Annotated in this window: 16 protein-coding genes and 1 tRNA gene; 2 read left to right on the top strand and 15 right to left on the bottom strand. The window is 26.4% G+C overall.

The window, feature by feature from the left end; genetic code table 11:
• Positions 1-491: 491 nt before the first annotated feature.
• Positions 492-4,025, bottom strand: a complete 3,534-nt coding sequence (polC, locus tag Q0087_RS02885) for a DNA polymerase II large subunit (protein ID WP_297898306.1) — start codon at positions 4,023-4,025, stop codon at positions 492-494.
• A 487-nt stretch (positions 4,026-4,512) separates the two neighbouring features.
• Between polC and Q0087_RS02880 the strand changes: the two genes are divergently transcribed.
• The gene (locus tag Q0087_RS02880) at positions 4,513-4,674 is read left to right on the top strand and encodes a preprotein translocase subunit Sec61beta (protein ID WP_297898172.1); all 162 of its coding nucleotides are present in this window, start codon (positions 4,513-4,515) and stop codon (positions 4,672-4,674) included.
• Positions 4,675-5,035: 361 nt separating this feature from the next.
• On the opposite strand, the gene Q0087_RS02875 is transcribed toward Q0087_RS02880, so the two are convergent.
• From Q0087_RS02875 to purB, 5 genes are all read right to left on the bottom strand, one after another.
• Positions 5,036-6,238 (bottom strand): potassium/proton antiporter, encoded by a 1,203-nt coding sequence (locus tag Q0087_RS02875; protein WP_297898171.1) that lies wholly within the window; start codon positions 6,236-6,238, stop codon positions 5,036-5,038.
• A gap of 241 nt (positions 6,239-6,479) precedes the next feature.
• Complete coding sequence (locus Q0087_RS02870) at positions 6,480-6,743, bottom strand: hypothetical protein (protein WP_297898170.1); 264 nt, start codon at positions 6,741-6,743, stop codon at positions 6,480-6,482.
• Between the two features lie 86 nt (positions 6,744-6,829).
• Positions 6,830-7,507, bottom strand: a complete 678-nt coding sequence (locus tag Q0087_RS02865; protein ID WP_297898169.1) for a DUF998 domain-containing protein — start codon at positions 7,505-7,507, stop codon at positions 6,830-6,832.
• A 504-nt stretch (positions 7,508-8,011) separates the two neighbouring features.
• The gene (locus Q0087_RS02860) at positions 8,012-8,854 is read right to left on the bottom strand and encodes a pirin family protein (RefSeq protein ID WP_297898168.1); all 843 of its coding nucleotides are present in this window, start codon (positions 8,852-8,854) and stop codon (positions 8,012-8,014) included.
• Between the two features lie 313 nt (positions 8,855-9,167).
• Positions 9,168-10,517, bottom strand: a complete 1,350-nt coding sequence (gene purB / locus Q0087_RS02855; RefSeq protein ID WP_297898167.1) for an adenylosuccinate lyase — start codon at positions 10,515-10,517, stop codon at positions 9,168-9,170.
• A 499-nt stretch (positions 10,518-11,016) separates the two neighbouring features.
• On the opposite strand from purB, the gene Q0087_RS02850 reads away from it, so the two are divergent.
• Positions 11,017-11,859 (top strand): hypothetical protein, encoded by an 843-nt coding sequence (locus Q0087_RS02850; protein WP_297898166.1) that lies wholly within the window; start codon positions 11,017-11,019, stop codon positions 11,857-11,859.
• A gap of 140 nt (positions 11,860-11,999) precedes the next feature.
• Here the strand turns inward: Q0087_RS02850 and Q0087_RS02845 are convergent, their stop codons facing one another.
• The 9 genes from Q0087_RS02845 to Q0087_RS02805 all read right to left on the bottom strand — a co-directional run.
• A complete protein-coding gene (locus Q0087_RS02845) occupies positions 12,000-14,777 on the bottom strand; it encodes an HAD-IC family P-type ATPase (RefSeq protein ID WP_297898165.1) in 2,778 nt (925 codons plus the stop codon).
• 145 nt (positions 14,778-14,922) lie between these two features.
• Entirely contained in the window at positions 14,923-15,369 is a 447-nt protein-coding gene (locus tag Q0087_RS02840) for a MarR family winged helix-turn-helix transcriptional regulator (RefSeq protein WP_297898164.1), read from the bottom strand.
• 192 nt (positions 15,370-15,561) lie between these two features.
• Complete coding sequence (locus tag Q0087_RS02835) at positions 15,562-16,794, bottom strand: amidohydrolase family protein (protein WP_297898163.1); 1,233 nt, start codon at positions 16,792-16,794, stop codon at positions 15,562-15,564.
• Between the two features lie 251 nt (positions 16,795-17,045).
• Positions 17,046-17,438, bottom strand: coding sequence for a DUF126 domain-containing protein (locus Q0087_RS02830; RefSeq protein WP_297898162.1), 393 nt, complete (start codon positions 17,436-17,438; stop codon positions 17,046-17,048).
• Positions 17,439-17,469: 31 nt separating this feature from the next.
• On the bottom strand, positions 17,470-18,819 hold the full coding sequence (gene truD / locus Q0087_RS02825; protein WP_297898161.1) for a tRNA pseudouridine(13) synthase TruD: 1,350 nt from the start codon (positions 18,817-18,819) through the stop codon (positions 17,470-17,472).
• Between the two features lie 230 nt (positions 18,820-19,049).
• Positions 19,050-19,122, bottom strand: a tRNA-Arg gene (locus tag Q0087_RS02820).
• A 388-nt stretch (positions 19,123-19,510) separates the two neighbouring features.
• Entirely contained in the window at positions 19,511-19,972 is a 462-nt protein-coding gene (locus Q0087_RS02815; protein WP_297898160.1) for a hypothetical protein, read from the bottom strand.
• A gap of 158 nt (positions 19,973-20,130) precedes the next feature.
• Positions 20,131-21,537 carry an AIR synthase-related protein gene (locus Q0087_RS02810; RefSeq protein ID WP_297898159.1) on the bottom strand — a complete coding sequence of 469 codons (1,407 nt, stop codon included), beginning with the start codon at positions 21,535-21,537 and terminating at the stop codon, positions 20,131-20,133.
• 258 nt (positions 21,538-21,795) lie between these two features.
• The coding region (locus tag Q0087_RS02805) for a DUF11 domain-containing protein (RefSeq protein ID WP_297898158.1) at positions 21,796-22,500 on the bottom strand (705 nt) is incomplete at its 5' end.

The following is a 22,500-nucleotide window of genomic DNA, read 5'->3' as shown; positions in this document are numbered from 1 at the left end:
TTTTAAATTTAATTTTTAAATATGAATTCTTTGGAATTATTAATATATTTAGATAAAGAAATATATAAATATTCGTACCATATCAAACAAAAAATAAATAATATGATTAAACAAATGAAGAATTTACATACTACCTTATGAATTAACAAGTAGATTAATAATTCATTGTTAATTTATTTGTAAAATCTTACATATATAACTTCCTAAATTTTTATTAAAATCGAATTATTCTTATAACTTGCAAATAAATGATAATAATCAAAAATTAGAGAATAAGTAAATTAATTAAACAAAATATAAAAATAAATCTTAATTTTAAACAAATCAAGAAGCCTATAAAAAGTAACATTATAATTAAATGTAAATTAAAAAATAATTTAATAAAATAATTAAAAAGTTATTTTTAAAAAGAAGTTTATAGAATAATAAAAAATAATTTAAAAAAATATAGGTAAAAAATAAAAAATAAAGATAAAATATAGCCAAAATTGCTATAAGAAAATATCAAGAGAACTTTGTTTAGATTTATCACTTTCAAAAAGGGATTCTATCCCGAATTCTTGTATTTCTAATCTTTGAATTAAATATTCACTTATAGGATATTTAGACGCCAAATCCCTTGATATTTCGAGATATTTTGTTACTCCACCTTTTGAAACACTCAAAACTAAATCCGAACCACATTTACATTTTCCTGTTAGAGGAATTCTTCTGTATTTAGCACCGCAAGAAGTACATCTAACTTTTTGCTTTGAAAACGCTCTTACATTACCCATAATATCTGGAAGGAAATGAGAACTTAAAACACCTTCAACAACTCCCCTTTGATCCACAGCTCTTATTTTTTCAGCCAATTCAATCTGAGATCCAACTTTTTCTTTCATAGAAGGTAATGTTTTATATAAACATATATTAGGACCTGCATGAATACTTGAAGTATTATGAGAAAACATTATATCTTCATATTGTTTAGATGTTCCAAGATGCATTGAAACATTATCAACCAAATCTAAAGCTTCTGAAGGTTTAACTTTCTCATAAGTTTTTTCAAAAAAGTTTTCTGAAAAATTAGGCAAAACATCTATATTATGAGATTCATCATCTATTTCTTCAGGGTCGATTCTGGAAGATAAAACTAAAGGGGCATCCATACTACCTCCACGAGTACTAGGAAGGTAAGATTTTGAAAAATTAATCAATGCATCTAAAAGTAGCATTACAGAATCTTCATCACTATCACAATTCCTTCTTTTTGCAGAATGGAAGTAAGGATGAGCATAACAAGCTAAAGCCCTTGTAAAACCTACAATACGACCTAATACCCCAGCAGATGTGTGTGGAGCTAAACCCACGATTAAATTCCCAATTAAATCTTCTTTTTTCTTTACATTATAAAATCTATCCATAGAATAAAATTTATCAAGAAGATCATCTATGAAATTAGCTACATTGACTAAATATTCACCACAATTATTAGATATTACTACATCTTGAACTTTTAACTCAATTATCTGATCTTCATTTTTAATAGTGTTTCCATATGCATCTTTATCATAGCCCATTTCAAGCAATTTTTCTACAGTTACTCCAACTTCTTTAGGAATAAAATGAGTTAAAGGAAGATCTGTTGAATCATGCCTAATAGTAGCATCTTTAAATGTAAAAACACCATTTTTAGCCCTTAAAACACCTTTTTCAAGAGGTTCTGGAATCTTTGATTCTGAAATCATTCCAACAACCCCCTTAATTTCATCAACTCTCCTATATGAAACATTGTCAGAAGCTTTTCTTAAAAGGCCAGACAAATTTATGTTTTTACGGCCTGCAGATCCTATTTCAGTTGTAGCCCCACAATGGGGACATATTGAGTTAAATGAACTCAATTGACACTGAGGATTTGTACAAACCCTCCTAGATAACTCAACAGCAATCTTTCCCTTCTTAGCAGCTTCAGCTACAAGTCTTCTATTTCCTCCAAAATTCCCAATAGGGAATAAAACATGAGGAGCTGGCCTCATTAACCTCTCTTTAGATTTTTCAGGCCTTCCAACCCTAGTTCCAATATATACCGGAGCTTTATCCTTTATTTTAATGGGAGAAATGTTATTTACTACTTCAAGAGTAGATATATCAGAATTATTCATATCTTCATCAGAAATTCCTTTAGATAAAGTATTAATAAGAGCATAAGCATCTTCATAATTTAATATAATTTTAACATCCTCATTTTTATCTATTCTACCTTCAACTCTATGAGGAACACCAATTACTTCTAATATACGTTTTTCGAAAGATAAATCGAGTATAAAATCGTTTTTTTCGTTTTTAAAATTGTTAAAATCATTATTAAACTTATTTAACCATTTTATCAGAGAATTTAATTCAGTGATGGAAATATCATTATAGCAATATGTATATAATGGATGTAAAGGCACATCATATTTTTTTGATATTTCAAAAGCTTCTTCGGCAGAAATATAACTACATTGAGGATTTTCTAATTTTCCAAGATTTTCTATAGTTAAATTAATATTTGATTCTAAAATAGGAGAATTAAAATCAAAAACATCAGAGTTTTTGATTGTTTCAATCCACCATTCTTCACACCATGCAGAAGGAAGAAGAGCTTGATTGTTTCTTAAAAATTCTCCAAAAGCAACTAACATATCCCCTAAAAATAGAATTTCAGCTACTTGGCCCTTAACTGATTTTGCTTCTTTAACAGAATTAATTTTAATTACATCTCCATTTTTTAACTTAACTAAAGGCCCTTCAATTGAATCTACAGGAACAACACAATTGCCTTTACCAGGCCTTTCAATTTTTAATTGAGTTCCAACAGCTAAAAATTCAAGAAGTTGCATTGTAGCAGGATTAACCCCCATAGCTGCAAGTCCAGTATTTCTACTCCTACCATAACGTAACCTAAATCCTCCTTTTTCTGAAGGGTATCCTAATACAGGACGTCCTCCAATAATATCCTGAATATATTTAGCATTCTCTTTAGCAGCTTCGTGTTTAGATTTTTCATCTTTATTTTGCTTTTTTGAATTATTTATTTTAGCAGGATTTTCTAATTCAGATCCTGGAATATTATTTTGATTATCTTTTTCTTCATTTTCGGTTTTTTCATCTTTTTCCTTTGAATAACCTTCTAACCAATCCCAACCATCAAGTTTAAGAGTATGAGAATATTTTAATATTTTTGCAGATTTTTGAATAATACCTTCAACCATCGCAAGTAATGCTCCACCACGAATATTATTGGTTTCAACACGCTCTAAATCCCTATGAGAAACTTCAACTTGATCAGTTGGTTCGCCAGTAACTTCAACAGGAAGATTATTAGCTGCAAGACGAACTTCTTCTGGTTTTGGAGAATATTGAAGGTTAGTAACTTCAGACTCATAAAGTTCAACTTCTTCCACATATCTTTCAATTTCAGCCTCAATTGGTTTATAATTAGTGAGATTAGTTGCTACCTTAATACAATCACCAATTAAAACTGCGAGTGCTGCAGCAGTTCCCCCAGCACTTCTAATTGGGCCTGCAAAATAAACAGCCAGATATTCAGTTCCATCAAAGTTTTTTTTAATTCTTACTTTAGCTATGCCTTCTATAGGGGCTGCTACAACACCTTCAGTTAAAATAGCTAAAGCAGTCCTTAAAGCCTGATCAGCGACTTGTTCTCTTTTTGAATCAAATATCTCCCCAAAAGATTCATATACCTTTTTTTCCTTCCCCCTAGTATTAGGAACATTATCTTCTTCAATATTTTGAGAAGAAATTTCAGCAGCTAATTTAAAGGCAATTTCTTCACGAGACCAATTAGGATTTTTTTCTTCAATTTCTTTCATTCGCTTAGCTACACCCTCTGGACCAACAAGCCCCTCAACTCTTTCAGCTAAATCCTTAGCTAATGGGATTTCAGTGGTTGTTTCAACATCAAATCCTTTGGAACGAGCCTCATTAGCTATTTTGTAAAGATAATTAGTTTCTTTTTCTAATTTTTCAAAATAATCCATTTTTATAGTGTTTTCAGAGTCTTCCATCTTATAATACATCCTTCAATTGACTTCAAATAAAAAAAATAATACACTTAAAAAATTGCACAAAAAATAATATTTAGAAAAAATAATATTTAGATGGGTGTGCAAAGTTTATTTTCTTGTGTAATTCTTTGTTAAAACTAGTATTTATTCTTAAGGGTAAATTTTTTAATTTTATAAATATCAATTAATAGTTAATAAAAATAATATTAAAAATTTAAATAATATTTAAATCAAATATAAATAAATTAGAGGCAATATAAGATAAAATAAAGATAATATAAGATAAAACAATATGCAATTGGATAAAATATTTTGTATAAAAAATTATTTACTAAATGTTAAATTAGATTATGAAAAAACAATAATTTGTAACTATAAATCCTGACTATAAGTATAAATATGAGAAATAATATAATATATTTATTAACGATAGAATCATATTTAATTATCTGGTGATAAAATGGCAAAAAAAGATCAAGGAAGTATGCTTCCTCCAACAGGAGCAGGATTAGTACGATACTTTGATGAAGAGAGCACTGGACCTAAAATTTCTCCTGAAGGTGTTGTTATTGTAACAATAATTTTAGGGATTTTCTGTTTTATACTTAACTTCTCAAATTAAAACATTCAATTTAAAATTTTTCAATTTTCAAAAAAGTACCAATATAATTTTTCATTTTAGTATTCTTAATACAACTCTACAAATAAATTAAAATTATAACTATTAATTTAAATAATTATTAATAGACTAAATTATCAAAACATACATTATTTTTATTTTTAATCATTTAATAATTAGTTATCTAAATTACTTTTCCATATTATCGATTTTTGATTAATAAAATTTCAATTATAATCTCTAATTAATATAAAAATTAAAAACTTATTTTAAAGATTAACATAACCCCTCAAATTCATGCTAAATATTTTAAAATTAAAAATATATTATAAATTTTTAAAATTAAAAATTTGAACTAAATAATTCATGAATTGGAAAGTAAATCAAGTTTTTTTGCAACAAATTTTATTGTTCCTCCCTGTAAAATTACTGAGATTATCGTGATAAAAAATACAACATTGAATATTGTGTAAGCTTGAGGTATTCCAGCAACTAGTGGATATGTTGCAAATACAATTGGGACTGCACCTTTAATTCCTGTCCAAGATAAGAATACTTTTTCTTTCAAACTCGACTTAAATGGGGCTAAAGATACAAAAACCGCAATAGGTCTAGAAATCAATATTAAAAATATTGCTATAATTATACTAATTCCTGCAGTCTGTAGCAGTTGATTGGGAAAAATGAATAACCCCAATACTAAAAACATTATAACTTGCATAAGCCATGCCAAACCTTCAAAAAATGTCGTACTCGATTCATGAGATATTTTAGCATTTTTTATCATTTTTGCATTTCCTACCATAATACCTGCGATATAAACTGCTAAAAATCCATTTGCACCAGTTATTTCTGAAATTGAAAAAGTCAAAACTGCAATAGAAACTAGAAGAACTGGATAAAGTCCTTTTACATCCAAATTAATATTTTCTATTAATTTTGTAGACAATTTACCAGAAATAAGCCCAAAAACTGCCCCAAGTATTAAAGATTTTAAGAATAAAAACACAATTCCTTCAATAGAAGTTGTTGGATGTGTTAATAGTTGCAAAAAGGTAATTGTAAGGACATATGCCATTGGATCATTTGCCCCACTTTCAAGTTCAAGAGTTTCAGCAAGATTGTTCTTTAACTTTATCTTTCCAGATTTGAAAATTGAAAATACTGCTGCTGCATCGGTTGAAGAAATAATTGAACCAATAAGCAGAGAAAGCACTATATTCATGCCCAATAAATAATGAATAAGCAATCCGACTATAATAGCCGTTATGAAAACGCCAAGAGTAGCTAAAACAGCTCCCCTAGAAGCTATTGGTTTCATTTTCTTAGTATCGGTGTCTAAACCACCAGAAAACATTATAATAATCAATGCAAATATACTAATATATTGAATATATGCATAATTATTTAAAGAAGGAGTAAATAACGTGTTGCCATTAAAAAAAAGCCCAAGCAACAAAAAAACTATTAAAGTTGGGACACCAATATAAGAAGAAAGTTTACTTAATAATACTCCTGTTAAAAGCAAAGAACCTATAGCTAGGAGTAAAATCTGAATATCAATCATCTTAAATTTTCCGTATTCCTATAATTATATATAAAAATTTTAATTTTAATATTAGTTTTAAATTTTTTTATTAATTTTAAATTTCTTGGTTATAGTTTCTAATAATATAAAAATATGTGAAATATTAAAGTTCAAAATAAGTTAAAATAATATTTATAATGTTTATATTAATACATTATTATCTAATTTTTTTATTATATAAATTTTTTGGGTTAATTTTGAGAAAATAAAATAATAAAGGTTATAAATTTATATCTTCAATATTTAAGATAGATGTTGCACTAACTGCTTCATTACCTATATAAAAACGGATATTGCTTTTGTCAAATTGTAACTTGTTAAATGCAATAGTAACATTATTAATAAATAAAAAATGAATTTTTTCAAATTTGTAATAAAATGAATTATTATCTCGAGTAAATGTTGGATTTAAACCATCTTCTACTTCATTAGATTCTATAATTCCAAATATATTAATTAGTTCATTGCTATTCAGTTTAAACACCTTTAATAGATAATAATTATATGAAAAATTATGAATAAATAAAAAATCTTTAATATTATAATTTAAGTTTTAATATAAGATATGGATTATCTCTGCCTTAAAAAATATAAAGAAATCATAAAGACCCAAAAAAAGCTTATAGTAAATGTTATTTTTTCTAGAAGTCCAGCATAATTCTCAACTCCCATAAAATTAGAGAAACCTAAATTAGTTACAAAGAAAATTATTAAAATTATTATTCCAGATAAAAAAGAATATATTAACCAAACTAGATTTCTTTTATAAGTAAAATAATTTCCAAAAATAAAACATGCAATTGGTATCCCAAAGAAAAAAATTGTTAGAAAAATTTGGTTTAAAATACTATTTAACAACTGATTAGTAGACATATTAAACTCAGAATATCCATTAATATATCCTGTAGTAAAAAATCCAGCCCCAATTAAAGAAATACCACAAATAATTAGTATATAATAAGACCATTTAGAAATAGTTTGGCACTCTATCTTATTTAAATTAAAGATACCATATGCAAATAAAATTAGAAGTAATCCAGTTAAAATAAAAGTAATTGATTGTATCCAACCTAAAGACCCAACTGCCAATGAACTTATTGACATAGACAAAGGATTATAAGAATCTTTAAAAATTTCTTGAATAATCCACGACAATGTGAATATACATGCTGCAATAGCCCCAAATGAAATAAACCATTTATAATTTATATTTCCTAAATTTTTTCCTTTAATATTTTTATTTGTCATACTATTCCCCAATAATCGAAAATATACAATATTATATAAAATTAATTAAAATATTTTCCATAACGAAAATATTTAAAATATTCATTATATAGCTAAATTATTTAAAACATTATAATAATTAAATTAATAAAAATAGCACAATTCAATTTTAAATTTTATATTTATAATATCCATTGTTATTTAAATTTATATATTTAAATTATATGTTTAAATTTATAATATTTTAATTTGTATACTTGAACTTATATATCTAAATTTATATATTTAATTTATTTATGTATTTGAATTTAATAATTACAAATAGTATAAAATTATTAAAGATATCTAATGTTATCATAAACCCATATTTTATTTATAAAATCATGAAAATTGAAAAATAGTATTGGAACTAATATAAAATCAACAAAATGAATATAAGATATAAAGATTTATCTTAAAACAAAGTATAGGGCAAAATAAATAATCTAATATAAAAAATAAATAATGTAAAAATTCAATAATAAGTTATTTAATAAATGTTCCAAGCCTTAATTCCCTAAAAGCATCGTCTAGTTCTTCATCAGTGTTCATCACAATTGGTCCCCCCCAAGCAATTGGTTCATTAAGGGGTTTACCAGAGAATAACATGAAACGAATGCCATTTGCACCAGCTTTGGCTTTAAAATTATCTCCTTCATCAAAGATAGCTACTGATTTATTATCAACAATAATATCTTCTTTTTCACCAAAAAGACCATTACCTTCAAATATATAAATAAATAGATTATTTTTTTCTTTAACTGAAATTTCAAATTCATTTCCAGGGTTTAAGCTAATATCAAAAATATCAACCTGAACATTTCTAGTTTTAACCCCTTTAAACTTTCCATATTCCCCAGATATAACCCTTATTTTCCCACCATTATTAGGAATAACTACCGACTTAATCATGTCCCCATTAATATCAAAATAAGCAGGATCATTCATTTTAGATTTTTTTGGCATGTTTAACCATATCTGAAGCCCAAAAAGCCTATTAGAATGTTGAGGCATTTCTTCATGGATGATTCCACTTCCAGATGTCATCCATTGGGATTCTCCTCCTTCAATCGTTCCAACATTTCCCAAACTATCTTTATGATTAATTTTCCCATTTATAAGATAAGTAATTGTTTCAATACCGCGATGAGGATGCATTGGAAATCCTAAAACATAGTCTTCAGGATTTTCACTATCAAAAACATCTAACATTAAAAAAGGATCAATATCATGTATATCACTAGGTCCAAGAACCCTTATTAAGTGAACACCTGCCCCATCAATTGTCGACCGGCCTTTTATTGTTTTAAGAATATTTCTTGTTTTCATGCAAAATTTCCCCTATATTTATAATATTATATTTGTGTTTAATAGATAATAAAAATTTGGATTTTATTATAAAGTTGAGAAAATTGTGAAAAAAATGAAAATCTAAAAAAAATAAAATGAACAAAAAAATGAAAAATTATTAAAAAATTTGGTTAAATAATAACAGTAAGAAAACTCAAAAAGATAGATAGATAAAATATATATAATAATAAAAGTGGAAATAAAAAAAATTAAATAGAAAAAAGAGATAATAAGAGAAAAAAGTAAAATAAAAATTTTAAAAAATAAAAGAATTATAAAACTCAAGTCTCAATTAAAACCAATTTTTAGATGACTTTAAAACTTCATCGACAATTTTTTCAGAAGACCCTAAATAGGTATGAGGATCCATGATTTTTTCAACATCTTCTTCAGAAAAGAATTGTTTAACCTCATCTTTTGTTAGAATAACCTCTTTAAGAGGTTTATTTTCCTTATTAGCTTTTATAGCACATTCCCTAACAATTCCATAAGCAGTTTGTTTTCCCATACCTCCTCTAGTCAAGTCAGCCATAAGACGTTCAGCCATTATTAACCCATTGGTTAGATTTAGGTTTCTTTCAATATTTTCATTGTAAAATACTAGATTACTCATTAGTTTTATAGTTAAATTTAAAATATAATCAGTGAGAATACAAGCTTCGGGGAAAATAATTCTCTCACAAGAAGAATTAGTTAAATCCCTTTCATGCCATAAAGGATTATTCTCCATAGCTGCAACAACATAAGATCTTATAACACGAGAAACACCACAAATTCTCTCAGCAGTGATTGGATTCATCTTATGAGGCATTGTACTACTGCCTACTTGTTTTTCGGGATCGAAATATTCACCAAGTTCCATAATCTCAGTACGTTGAAGATTTCTAATTTCAAGAGCTATTTTATCGAGAGTAGTAGCTATATTTGCCATTACCATCATGAACTCAGCATGATTATCCCTTTGAAGAACTTGATTAGTTATTTTAGCTGGAGGAAGATTTAGAATTTCTGCAACTTTTTTATGTACTTCCCATCCAATTTCACCAAGAGCAGCAGTAGTTCCAACAGCACCATCCATCATAGCTACACATAAATTTTTTTTTGAATGCTCAAGTCTATCATATTGTCTTTTGAGTTCATCTGCCCATATAGCAAATTTCATTCCATAAGTAGTTGGAAGTGCATGTTGTCCATGAGTACGGCCTATACAAACGAGTTTCTTATTTTCATCAGCTAATTTTAATATAATATCGGTTAACCTTTTGATTTTTTCTTCAAGAACATCTATAGACTCTTTAAATAAAAGTGATTGTGAACTATCAACAATATCATTAGATGTAGCACCAAAATGAACATATTCCCCGGCATCACCTTCACATTGTTCACCTAAACCTTTAACAAGAGCAGCTATATCATGATTTGTTTCTCTCTCAATCTCATTTACTCTTTGAAGTTTTACATAATTGGTGTTTGCTTTAATCTTTATTTCATCAGCTACTTCTTTTGGTATAATCTCAAGTTCAGCTTCTGCTTGAGACAATGCAGATTCAACATCTAACATTTTTTGTAATTTATTTTCAGATTCCCAAATATTTTTCATTTCAGGAGTCCCATATCTAAATTCAATAGGATGAATAGCCATTTTAACTCTCCTTTATTTTATTTATAAAATTTATTAAAATTTATTTTATCAGTTTGTAAATTATTTATTTAAAATTATTTTAAATGTTAATTAATTTAATAGTAAACTATCTCAAATATTATATTCTAGTTAATTCATTATAAATATATTATTTATTTATGATATTTTTTTAGTTAAAAATTATTATATTTTAGTGATAAAAATTAAAATTTTTTAGGGATAATCAATTTAAAATTTCATTATTGAATTATAAATTTTAATAAGAATTTAATTCTTTATTAAATTTTTTTATTAGAAAAATATTATTATTAAAAAATACAGAATTAAAAATATAATTAAAATAATATTTAAAATAATATTTAAAATAATATTTAGATAATATTTAGATATTTAAAATTTTTTGGATATTGAAAATGTTTAGAATTTTATAATTTTTAGAATATTTAAATATTAAATGAAATTAATGAAAATAAAATTATTTTAAAAGCGGAGGCATTAAATGACAAAGTTAAAAAATCTAAAATCTATTGATTTGTCATCAATTACTATAATTGGCACATCAATCAGTTTTATTTGGAGCATTATCTTTTCAATAGTCATAATGGCCATATTATCTATGATAATAGGTAGATTTGATATTAGTTTTGCGATTATTGGAATAGCCATTATATTTGGAACATTGATAGTGAGTATATCTAAATATTTTGGTGTTTCATTTTTGTATAATTTCCTTATAAAAAGAATGAAGGATGTTAAATTAGGTATTGATAATATGGAAAGTATTAAAAGTGTTTCTGTAGTATCTTTATCTATAATGGTCGCAGTTATATCATTAATTGTTTCAGTTATAATTTATCCAATTATATTCTTAGCAATATCATTTGTAACTATTTTATATTCATTATTACAAGCAATTAGTCTACAAGGATTTTCATGGTTAGTTTATCCATTTGGACTTGCATTCGATCCAACATTCATTTTATACTCATTTATAATTGGCCTTGTATTTACAGCAATAGGCTCATTTATATTCAATAAAATAAGTCCAAAAATTGGTGGCTTAAAAGTATTGTTAACTCAGGAAGACAACATGATTTCAATAGATTTTATTAGTCCTAAGAGTGCCGGCATAATTACAGGAGTTATTTGTTTAGTATTTGGTTTAATTTATGGAGTAATTTTTAGTATTATCTCTGTTAGCCTTCCAGCTAATTTATTACTGATTATATTTTTAACTGTTGGAGGTTTAATTGGTGGATTTATATATGGATCTATAAGTGCCTATTTATACAATTTCTTTAGTAAAAAATTTTCTCCTGTAAAAATAGAACTAAAAGATTAGTTGAAAAATTAACTAAAATGGTTATAAAAACTAACAAAAAATAACTAAAATATTAAAAATTAGATAAAATAATCAAATAATTAGTTAAATAAAAATTTATGATTTTTTATCAAATTTTTTTATTTTTAATATTAAAATATTTATTTTTTAATAGGAGATGTTTTTTTTATAGGGGGTATATATCCTCTTAACATTAAAGAAAGAGAAATCACAGTGACTGAACTTAATGCCATTGCTAAACCAGCTAATTCTGGCCTGAAAAGTATTCCAAAAAATGGATACAATAAACCTGCAGCTATTGGGATAAGTATTACATTATATGCAAATGCCCAAAATATATTCTCTTTAATACGATTCATTACTTTATTAGAAAATTGGATAGCAGCAACTACATTTTCCAAATCTCCTTCCATGAGAACAATGTCACCACTTTCCATAGCTATATCAGTACCACTACCCAAAGCCACCCCAACATCAGCTTGTGAAAGAGCTGGAGCATCATTGATTCCATCCCCAACAAAAATAACTTCTTTAGAATTCTTTTTTATTCCTTCTAATTTTCCTTCAATATTCTCAATCTTTTTTTTAGCTTTTCCTTCATTTTTTCGATTCAAAATTTCATGATTTTGAATTTCAACAATTTTATCTAGTTTTTCGTTAGGCAAAACATTAGCCATTACATTATCTATTCCAACAGATTTTGCTACATTTTTAGCTGTTTTCTCATTATCCCCTGTTAGCATATAGGTAACTATGTTCATTTTATGAAGTTCATTTATTGTTTTCTTAGAGTTATCCCTTATTTTATCTACAAGAGTTATTATTCCTTTAATATGATTATCATAAACTAAAAAAATTGCAGTTTTACCCTGATTAATAAATTCATTATATTTTTGCTGAGCATTGGAATATATAACAATATTTTCAGAACTAGAAATGTTTTCATCATCAAGGAGCAAATTATTACCCACAATAATTTTCTTACCACCAATTTCACCTTTTAATCCTTTTCCAGTTATATTTTCAAAATTATCAACTGAATCAAGATTTAATCCTAATTCATCAGCTTTTTTAACTATGGATTTAGCTATAGGGTGATTTGAATTATTTTCTAAACTTGCTATAAGTTTAATAATTTCCATTTCCTTTTTTTTCTTTGAATCATTCGATAGTTTTTCTAAACTTTCAAGTTCTACATTAACCTGTTTTCCAGGAATTGATGGGTCTTCTACAACTATCCAATTTCCTTCAGTATTTTTTATTACTTCATTCCTTTTTATTAATGGCTCTAATTCATCAATAATAAAAATATCTTCTACTTCAGGTTTTCCTTCAGTAATAGTTCCAGTTTTATCAAAAGCAGCAACATCAATATTTCCTGAATTTTCCAAAGTATTCCCATTTTTAATTAAAATTCCATATTCAGCAGCCCTTCCAATCCCTACAGTAACAGCAGTAGGAGTAGCCAAACCTAAAGCACAAGGACAAGCAACAACTAGAACAGATATAAGAGTAGTGAGTGCAAATAAAAGGCCTGCATTAAAAATGAAATACCAAGATATAAACGAAATGATAGCAATGGTTAAAATTGTAGGAATAAAATATTTTACAACCCTATCAGCAATTTTCTGGACAGGAGGTTTAGAAGATTGAGCTTTTTCAACTAAATCAATAATTTGAGATAAAACAGTCTCTTTTCCAATTTTTTTAGCATTAATCCTTAATATACTCTCTTGATTAATAGTTCCAGCGAAAACATCAGCCCCTTTCGTTTTAAGTTTCGGTATTGGTTCACCAGTAATCATTGATTCATTAACATGGCTATTTCCACTATGTACAACTGAATCTGCAGGAATTTTATCCCCAGGGCGAACTAAAAGTAAATCATTGATCGATATATCCTCAATTAATATTTCTTTTTCATTATAATCTTTAATTTCACCGGATTCAGAATCAACTTCCATTTGATTTAAATTGAGATTATCAGGATTTTTTTTCACTAACAATGTAGCAGTCTTTGGTTGTAATCCAATCAACTCTTTAATAGAATTAGATGTTTTTCTTTTAGCTCTTGCTTCTAAAAACCGACCCAACATTAAAAATGAAGATAGCATAATAGCAGTTTCATAAAAAATGAAACTTGAATCAAGGATTATGTTAAAAGTACCCAATAAACTAGATATAAAAGCAACTAAAATACCCATAGTATACATTACATCCATGTCTAAATTTTTATGGATTAAAGAATTAAAACCTGCCCGAATAATAGGATATGCAACATAAATGAATGGAATTATAGCTACTATAAGTGAAAGCATAGACATAGAAATTCCAATATCATGAAATATCATATGTGGAGCAAACATTATTCCCATTAATATTCCAGAAAAGATAAAACCAACGATGATCCTATTACGTTTATCTTTTAAATCTTTTTCATATAATTTATCATCCATATCTGCATCAATTTGATCAGCTACACCAACAAAATCAAACCCAAGGCCTTCAATAATTTTCCCCATATCCTCAATAGAAACAATATTATTATCATAAATAACCAATGCTTTTCCTGAACTCAAATTTACAGTTGCATTAATAATGCCATCTAATCCATTTAATGCTTTTTCAATATTTAAAACACAATTAGCACAATGCATGCCCCGGATTTTAAGAGTGACTTCTGATTTACGGACATTAAATCCTGCATCTTCTACTCTTTTATCGATATCTTTCATTTTTACCTTTTTAGGATCATATTCCACCCTAGCTTTGTTATTATTTATATCTACATGGGCTTTAGCACCATCTAACTTATTAATAGAATCTTCAACATTTAATGCACAAGAGGCACAATGCATTCCCTCAATAGGAACTTCTACCTTTTTAATTGTTTTTTTACCTGATTTTTTATTAGACATAAAATCCACTTTTAATTGTAATTAATATATTCATTATTCTTCTTTAATTTTTTAATGATTTTAGATTATTTTTTTATTTATTAAGGTTTATTCCCATTGATTTCCTTTAATTTCCTTTATTTCTTTTTATTAATTTTAATTAATGTCAATTTATTAATTCCAATTTAGAAATTATCCTTAATAATTCTTTTAAATCTTCTTCGCCCAAAAAATCCTTAAATTTGTCTTGAACTTTACTCCATAATATAGTTCCATTATTAACAGCAGACTTTCCATTATTAGTTAGAATTAATTTTCTGTTTCTTTTCCTATCTTCTGAAATATCTAATATGTATCCCCTATTTTCAAGGATTTTAAGAGTTCTAACTACAGTAGTCCTATCCAATTCCATTTCATTAGCTAAATCTGTAACATTTATTGGTTGAAGTGTTTGTATATGTTTAAGTAGTCCAAATTGAGTTACTGAAATATTAATCGGTTTTAAAGCATTAGTATATATATTAGTAACTTTTTGAGAGGCTTTTCTCATATCTAAGCAATAACATGTTGGGTTATTACAATACTTTACTTTAGTTTTGCTATTTTTTTTCATAATATATTCCAATTCGTGTATATACACTATTTATTTTTAAAGATATATAAATGTTCCTAAAATCAGGCACCTCATAAAATTTCTAAAATTAAAATTTCTAACATATTGATAGAATAAAAATTTTAAAAAGTAGGAATAGTATAAAAAATAAAAGGTTAGAAAAAAAAGGTTAGAAAATATTAATTAATTAAATTATCTCAAATTTTTAATAATATCCCCATCTTGTATGACTGTTAAAATATTGTTTGGGTTGGATAAATGCCCTATATCTTCTAAAGGATTCTTAGATACCATTATAAGGTCGGCAGATTTTCCAACTTCGATTGAACCAACTTCATTATCAATTTCTAATGCTTTAGCAGCTTCAATTGTTCCAGCAGCAATAGCTTCCTTTGGAGTCATACCTATATTACATAATAGTTCTAACTCCTTTAAATTATTTCCATGAGGAATAACACCAGAATCAGTCCCCATAAGCATTTTAACTCCTTCTTTATATGCTATTATCATATTATCTTTATGAACTCTCTCAGTTTCCAAGCCATTTTTAGCATTACGTCCTTTTATTATTCCGTTATTAACCTGTTCCACTACACCTTTCATCACAGTACAAGTTGGTATAAGATAAGTTCCTTTTTGAACCATTAATTTAGCTGTTTTTTGATCTAAAAAGGTTCCATGATCAATAAATTGGATTCCTGCTTTTAAAGAGTTTTTAATACCCTGTAAACCATGAGCATGGGAAGATACTTTTGCTCCTCCCCTCATCTTTGCTTCTTTAACAATAGCTTTTAGCTCTTTTACATTGAATTGGGCAAATTCGGGAGAATCATTATCACTAATAACCCCACCTGTAGACATTACTTTTATAAAATCAGCTTGAGCCCTGAAAATTTCCCTTGTTTTAGATATTACTCCTTCAACACCATCACAAACAGGTAAAGGAAATCCTGGATAATTTATTACAGTGTCAATCCCTGAATTTAGAGCAAAATCAAAATGACCACCAGTTATAGAAAGAGGCATTACACTTATTTTCATTTTTGGAGCAGAAAATATTTTATTTTCTACAGCCATTTTCACCCCAATATCAGCTAATCCACAATCACGAACATATGTGACACCTGCATCAATAGTATCATTCATATTTCTTACAGCTTGATAAAAATAATTAGCTAATGGATTGGTTAAATCATCTTCTTTTATAAAACCATTTGCCATTAAATGGACATGCATATCAATAAAACCAGGAAGAATAAAATTATCCTCCCCATCTATAATTATAGTTCCTTCATCAATATCAATGCAAGTAGATTTACCAATATCTCTTATCTTACCATTTTTAATAAAGACAGATATATTTTCCAATGGTTCATAATATGTAGGATCGATAACCGTGACATTTTTAATTAAAGTAGAAGTCATAAAAACAACTCAATTTATTAAACTATAATATTACTACAATATTTGTTATTGTTTTATAAAAAATCAAAAATCGTTTTATATATATATATATATATAATTTTTAAAGTATATTATCATATCATTTTTTATTATTAATATTGTTAGACATCTAATCAAAAAATAATAATTTTGATTTATTGATATAATGTTATGATATATCCTATCAATACATCATAATTCAAAAATTAAGATTAAAAAATAGCTAAAAAGTATTATATTAATGTTATTTCACCATTATCACTATCAACTTCCACTTCAATACCATCAAGAAGTTTATCAGTAGAATCTGGAGAGTCAACCATTGGAATATCAGATATTATAGCCCCAGTAGCTATTATAGGTTCAGCATTTAAGCAAATAATAGCAAGAGGAGCAACATTGTTCTTTTTCATTTGGAAAATAACATAGGAACCAACAGTAGAACCTTTTCCTCCAGGAATAAAAAGTATTTTGTCATTTATAAATTTACCTTTTAATTCATGATTAGGATCAATCACTTCCCCAGTTTTAGGATTAACTCCTCCTAAAAAGCTAAGCAATTCATTACTTACAATTAATTCACCTTTAGCTTTTCCTTTTGAAATAGTTCTGCATTTAATAACCATAAAATCAACCTTAATTTATAAATTTCTTAAATTAAACAACTTCATTTTTCATAACTTCTCTTAAAACTGCAGTTGCATATGAACCCTTATTTATTGAAAATTCTGTCATAACTCCATATTCAGTAGCTTGGGCACTTGCATCCCAAACTTTAAAACGCATCCCTCTTCTTAAGCCATGACTCCCTAATTTAGGAGTTTTAGGACATTCAAAATCTTCTTTTTTCAAATTTTCATTTTTTAAAACATCTTTTTCCATTTTTCCAACGATTCCCTCAGCAAAAGGAACTTTTGTACCATACAAAGGAGAAGTAGGATTTGCTTCAAAATTATTTATCATTTCTTGAAGTTTTTCTGGAGATTCATCATGAATAAGATGTTCTTCAGTATCAATAATAATATCTCCCTCAATATATTTATTGATGCCCATAGCTACCCTGTTACTAACTGTTTTATTAAATAAAAATGATTGATAAGCATGGACAAACATTCTCTGAAGAGGTTTTGGAAGAGTGAAAATAGCTTTTTTATAAGATTTATCTGTAAGTTCAACATTATCCAATTTGTCAGAGTTATAATCAGGAGAATCTTCATTAAAATCAGCCCTAATGGATTTTTTCAGCTTATTTTCATCTTTTACAAGCTCTTTTAACATCATACGTTCATAACGCATACCTTTCGGCATTAATTCAAAAGATTTTTCGATATTACCCTCATCATAAGCTTTTCTAGCTAATTTAACTTCATATGGCTCTTCTTCATATGGGTTCCCTATATATAATCTCACAGCTTCTTTAATATTATTATCAACTAAAGCTTTTCCTACAAGATGAGTATTTGTTCTAGGTTTTCCAAAACGTTGCCATCCAAAGTAATTAGGAACACCTATAATTTCTAATTTTTTAAAAATGTTGTTTGCAGCATCAGCTGCTTCTTTATATGTTGAAAATTCAGGATTAATATCTTTAATGAGTATTTTAAATTTGTTACCTTCAAGTTGCCCCATTCTAAGCTTTTTTTGCCCTCTTACAACTTTTAGAAATTTTGTATTATATATTTCCCCATTTAATGCTTTAACTTCTTCAAGTTGTTCTTCACTATCCATATTACTTATACATATCCATTGTCTAGTGATAGCTTTTTTATCTTTCATCCCTGCAAAGCCCATTCTCTTTCTACTTATGTGAAGATCTCTTGAAATATCCATCAAAACATCTAAAGTTGTTCTTCCAATTTTTTCAATCCAAATCCATACATTTGGGCCTTCATCAAGAGGCAAAAGACTTTCAATTGGAATTTCTTCAACATAAAAATCTTCATAACGATTTCTTATTGTGCCACCAATTCCTTTTTCTTTTGTAACATAGGTTTCAGCATTAAGCATTATAATCTTTACCTTAATTTAGATATATACTGTATTAATAAATCAAATTAGATTCTTATTTATATTTAATAAAAAATTCATTATTAATATTATAAAAACAAATTCAAAAACAAAAAATTTTACAATTAATAAAATAGCGCTTATTTTAAACTTATAAAAATAAAGAAATTTTATAATTAGTAAAAAACTCATTTTTATATTATAAGAATGAAAAATATAAATAAATTTAATGCCCTGACCGGGACTTGAACCCGGGGAATAGGATCCGCAATCCTACGTGTTATCCAACTACACTATCAGGGCTTATAATTAAAAAAAATCAAAGATTATGTAAATTAGTTTTAATTTAATATTTAATTTAATAATTATAAATGATGTTAATAATTGTTTTTTGAATAAACTACCTTAAAAAAGTTTCTATTAAATATCTCTATTAAATAACAATAATTCTTTGAATAATTTTTATAATTATTATATAATCTTTTATTAATTATAAAATTAGAGATATGTTCATATTGATTAATTAAATCCAGAAATTAGCCTATTTATATAATTCTATTAACTAATAACATGATTCTTTAAATAGTAAATATTAATTTTAAAATATTAATTTTAAAAATTATTGAAAAATTATTGAAAAATTTTTTAAAATAAAAGTTATTAAATTTAATAATAAATTAGAAAATAATAACTAAAAAATAGATAATGTAAAACTATATTTACCTATATTACGAGTAGAGGAAGATAAATTTGATGCATCATTTATATCTCCTTTAATTGCAATAATTTCCCCATTTAATATATTATTTTCAACTAAAATGTAATTTTTATTAGGAATAAGTTTATTTAAGAAATTTTCTACAATAGAAGAAATATAAGTTTTAGTATTATAATTTAAATTATTATTATTTTTTTCTAATATTAATACAATAAAAGTTAATAAAGAATAATTATCACTTTCAGATATCATTAATTCCATTATATCATTTACTAATTTAGATTCATGAATATTTCTATCATAATTTGGATTTTGAAAATCAGAAAAAGAAATAAAAGCCATTAAAACTATAAAAAGCATTAAAATAGCAAATATTCCCTCCAAAAATATGAAATATCCCTCTTTATCATTTATAATTTTTTTATCTAAAATCATTTTTACACAATAATATAGTTTTGTTTTAAATAAGTGGTTTAAACGGTTGAATTTGTTAAATATATATTTTAAAATAAATTTTATTAAATATAACAAATATTAGAAATATAAGGTAATATAAGGTAATATAAAGATTAATATTGATATTTTAAAAAATATCAATTTTTACCATTAATATATTCAATGGCTTTATTTTTCTTCTTTATGGAATTATTTGCTGCTTTTTGAACTTTTTCCTTCATTATTTCAAAATCTTCAGGAGTTGTTTCACCAACTAATTTCTTAATTTTTGTATATGCAGCTTCCCTAAATAATGGTTCTAAAATTTCCTCATTACCTTCAGAATTAATCATTCTTGGAACACCAGTATTATCTACAGTGCCAATTTCAGAAATTTTAACTCCTACTGATTCAATGGAATTTTTTATATCTTTAACCATATCTTCTGGCGCAACAATCATCAAAGAATCAATAGAAACTCCCAATGGATCTATATCTAATGTTTCAAGCATTTTAAGAACTTTTGGAGTAATCATTTTCTTAATATCTTCTTGATAAAACTCTAATCCTAATCCAGTAGTAGATGAAATCTCATGAGCATCCCCTCTAAGACCACCATTTGTAACATCAGTCATTGCATGAATATCTTTAACTAAATCATCCTGAACTAATGCATTAGAAGCTTTAATAAAACTAATATCCATAGTCTCCCAAATAACATCAAAAAATCCATTATAAATCGCAGTTGTTGTTATAGTTCCTCCACCAGATCCTTCTGTAAGAAGTATTATATCTCCAGGTTCTGCCCTTTTTCTAGCTGTTGGAGGATAATTAGAAACACCAATAGATCCAACTGCACTAACAAGTCTATCTCCAAGTACCATATCGCCCCCTACACGTAGAGTACTTCCTGCAACAATTGGAACATCTATTAGTTCAGAAACTGCAGCTACCCCTGCAGTAAAATCAAATAATTTACCAACATCCCCATCATCGGCTAAATGGATATCACTTATAATAGCAACAGGTTCTGCACCCATAACACAAACATCCCTAAGAGAAGCCCTAGCAACATGAAAACCTCCAAGAAATGGATATTCACTAAGACGAGAGTGAATTCCATCAACAGCAGTAGTTATATAAACATCTTCATCTTTAGATCCTGATATAGGAGATTTTACAACACCACCATCATCTTGAGCTTCTGGATTTACAAGTGAAGAAGATTTTGTACTTGCTACTATTTCAGCTATTTTTCTATGTACAAAAAAATCACCAGCTCCTCGAGAACCAACCCCCATTTCACCCATCCCAATATTTGCTTTAGGAACATCCATAATATATTTTAAAAAAGAATCATCCGAATCTTGAATTTTAAGAGTATTTTGAACTTCTTCAATAACACTTTTAGACATTAAAAGTGCATTATTAAACGGAATTTCTTTAAATTCCATTATCCTTTGAGTTAAGATAGATTCCAATTCTTTTTGAGCATTAATTTCTTTTTTTTTATCATTATGATTAATATCAGACAATTTAACTCGAGTATAACCCTCTATATCCATATTCACACCCATTGTTAATTATTATAATATATAAATTGGTTTCAAGTAGTATTAATAATTTTATTAATAATATTAATATAATATATAATCATATAGCCAATAATTTAATTCCAATATTTATACCTATTTATTTTTAAAATATTGAATAAAATTCTATAAAATAATTGGTATAGTAAAGTACTTAAAATTTGCTGAAATTAGAAAGTATAGAAAATAAAAAAAGAAATATGAATAATAAAAATATGAAATGTGAAAATTTTAATTTCTTTTAGTCCCCCTAAATATAGCGAAACAGGAGAAAAGTAGGAGAAAAATAGGTAAAAATGGTACTCCAGTATTTTTCATCTTTGAAATATTGATATTTAAATAATGATTAGTTCCTTTAGAATCAATTGATTTATTTGAATTATTATTAGAGGTTGAATTTTTAACAAGAACTTTGAAATAAGAATAATTTAACCCTTTATTAAATTCAGAAATACTAATATATGCAAAATCATAAAACAATCCTCCCTTATTGACAGAAACATTAATAAATAAAAGAGCAGATTCTCTAACTGTTAGATTACCAACATTCCAAATACCATTATTAAAGTTGAAATGGCCTTTAGAAATATAAAATCCATTTAAAATCCATTTAGAATTTAAAATATTATGAACAATAACATTACTCGCATTATTTAAGCCAAAATTAGTTACAGATATAATAAAAGTAACTTTGCCTCCTTTATAAATCACAGAAGTATTAGCTACTATATTAATAATAACCGTAGTATTTAATCTAATAAATAAACAATTAGCAATATTACTAATATTACCAGTATAATCATAATTAGTGTTCACGACAGCATAATAATTAAAACTCCCAATATTAACTATTTTATAATTATAATAAGCAACACCCAAAGCATTAGTGGTTCCATTTCCAACATTCACACCATTAATATAAAACTTAACCAAAAC

It is taken from the genome of uncultured Methanobrevibacter sp., assembly GCF_937881195.1.
Taxonomy (GTDB): domain Archaea; phylum Methanobacteriota; class Methanobacteria; order Methanobacteriales; family Methanobacteriaceae; genus Methanobinarius.
This window is presented reverse-complemented; position numbering and strand designations above follow the sequence as displayed.

Coding starts and splice junctions, on each gene's coding strand:
- polC (WP_297898306.1), bottom strand. CDS start 4,025: ATGGATTATTTTGAAAAATTAGAAAAAGAAACTAATTATCTTTACAAA.
- Q0087_RS02880 (WP_297898172.1), top strand. CDS start 4,513: ATGGCAAAAAAAGATCAAGGAAGTATGCTTCCTCCAACAGGAGCAGGA.
- Q0087_RS02875 (WP_297898171.1), bottom strand. CDS start 6,238: ATGATTGATATTCAGATTTTACTCCTAGCTATAGGTTCTTTGCTTTTA.
- Q0087_RS02865 (WP_297898169.1), bottom strand. CDS start 7,507: ATGACAAATAAAAATATTAAAGGAAAAAATTTAGGAAATATAAATTAT.
- Q0087_RS02860 (WP_297898168.1), bottom strand. CDS start 8,854: ATGAAAACAAGAAATATTCTTAAAACAATAAAAGGCCGGTCGACAATT.
- purB (WP_297898167.1), bottom strand. CDS start 10,517: ATGGCTATTCATCCTATTGAATTTAGATATGGGACTCCTGAAATGAAA.
- Q0087_RS02850 (WP_297898166.1), top strand. CDS start 11,017: ATGACAAAGTTAAAAAATCTAAAATCTATTGATTTGTCATCAATTACT.
- Q0087_RS02845 (WP_297898165.1), bottom strand. CDS start 14,777: ATGTCTAATAAAAAATCAGGTAAAAAAACAATTAAAAAGGTAGAAGTT.
- Q0087_RS02840 (WP_297898164.1), bottom strand. CDS start 15,369: ATGAAAAAAAATAGCAAAACTAAAGTAAAGTATTGTAATAACCCAACA.
- Q0087_RS02835 (WP_297898163.1), bottom strand. CDS start 16,794: ATGACTTCTACTTTAATTAAAAATGTCACGGTTATCGATCCTACATAT.
- Q0087_RS02830 (WP_297898162.1), bottom strand. CDS start 17,438: ATGGTTATTAAATGCAGAACTATTTCAAAAGGAAAAGCTAAAGGTGAA.
- truD (WP_297898161.1), bottom strand. CDS start 18,819: ATGCTTAATGCTGAAACCTATGTTACAAAAGAAAAAGGAATTGGTGGC.
- Q0087_RS02815 (WP_297898160.1), bottom strand. CDS start 19,972: ATGATTTTAGATAAAAAAATTATAAATGATAAAGAGGGATATTTCATA.
- Q0087_RS02810 (WP_297898159.1), bottom strand. CDS start 21,537: ATGGATATAGAGGGTTATACTCGAGTTAAATTGTCTGATATTAATCAT.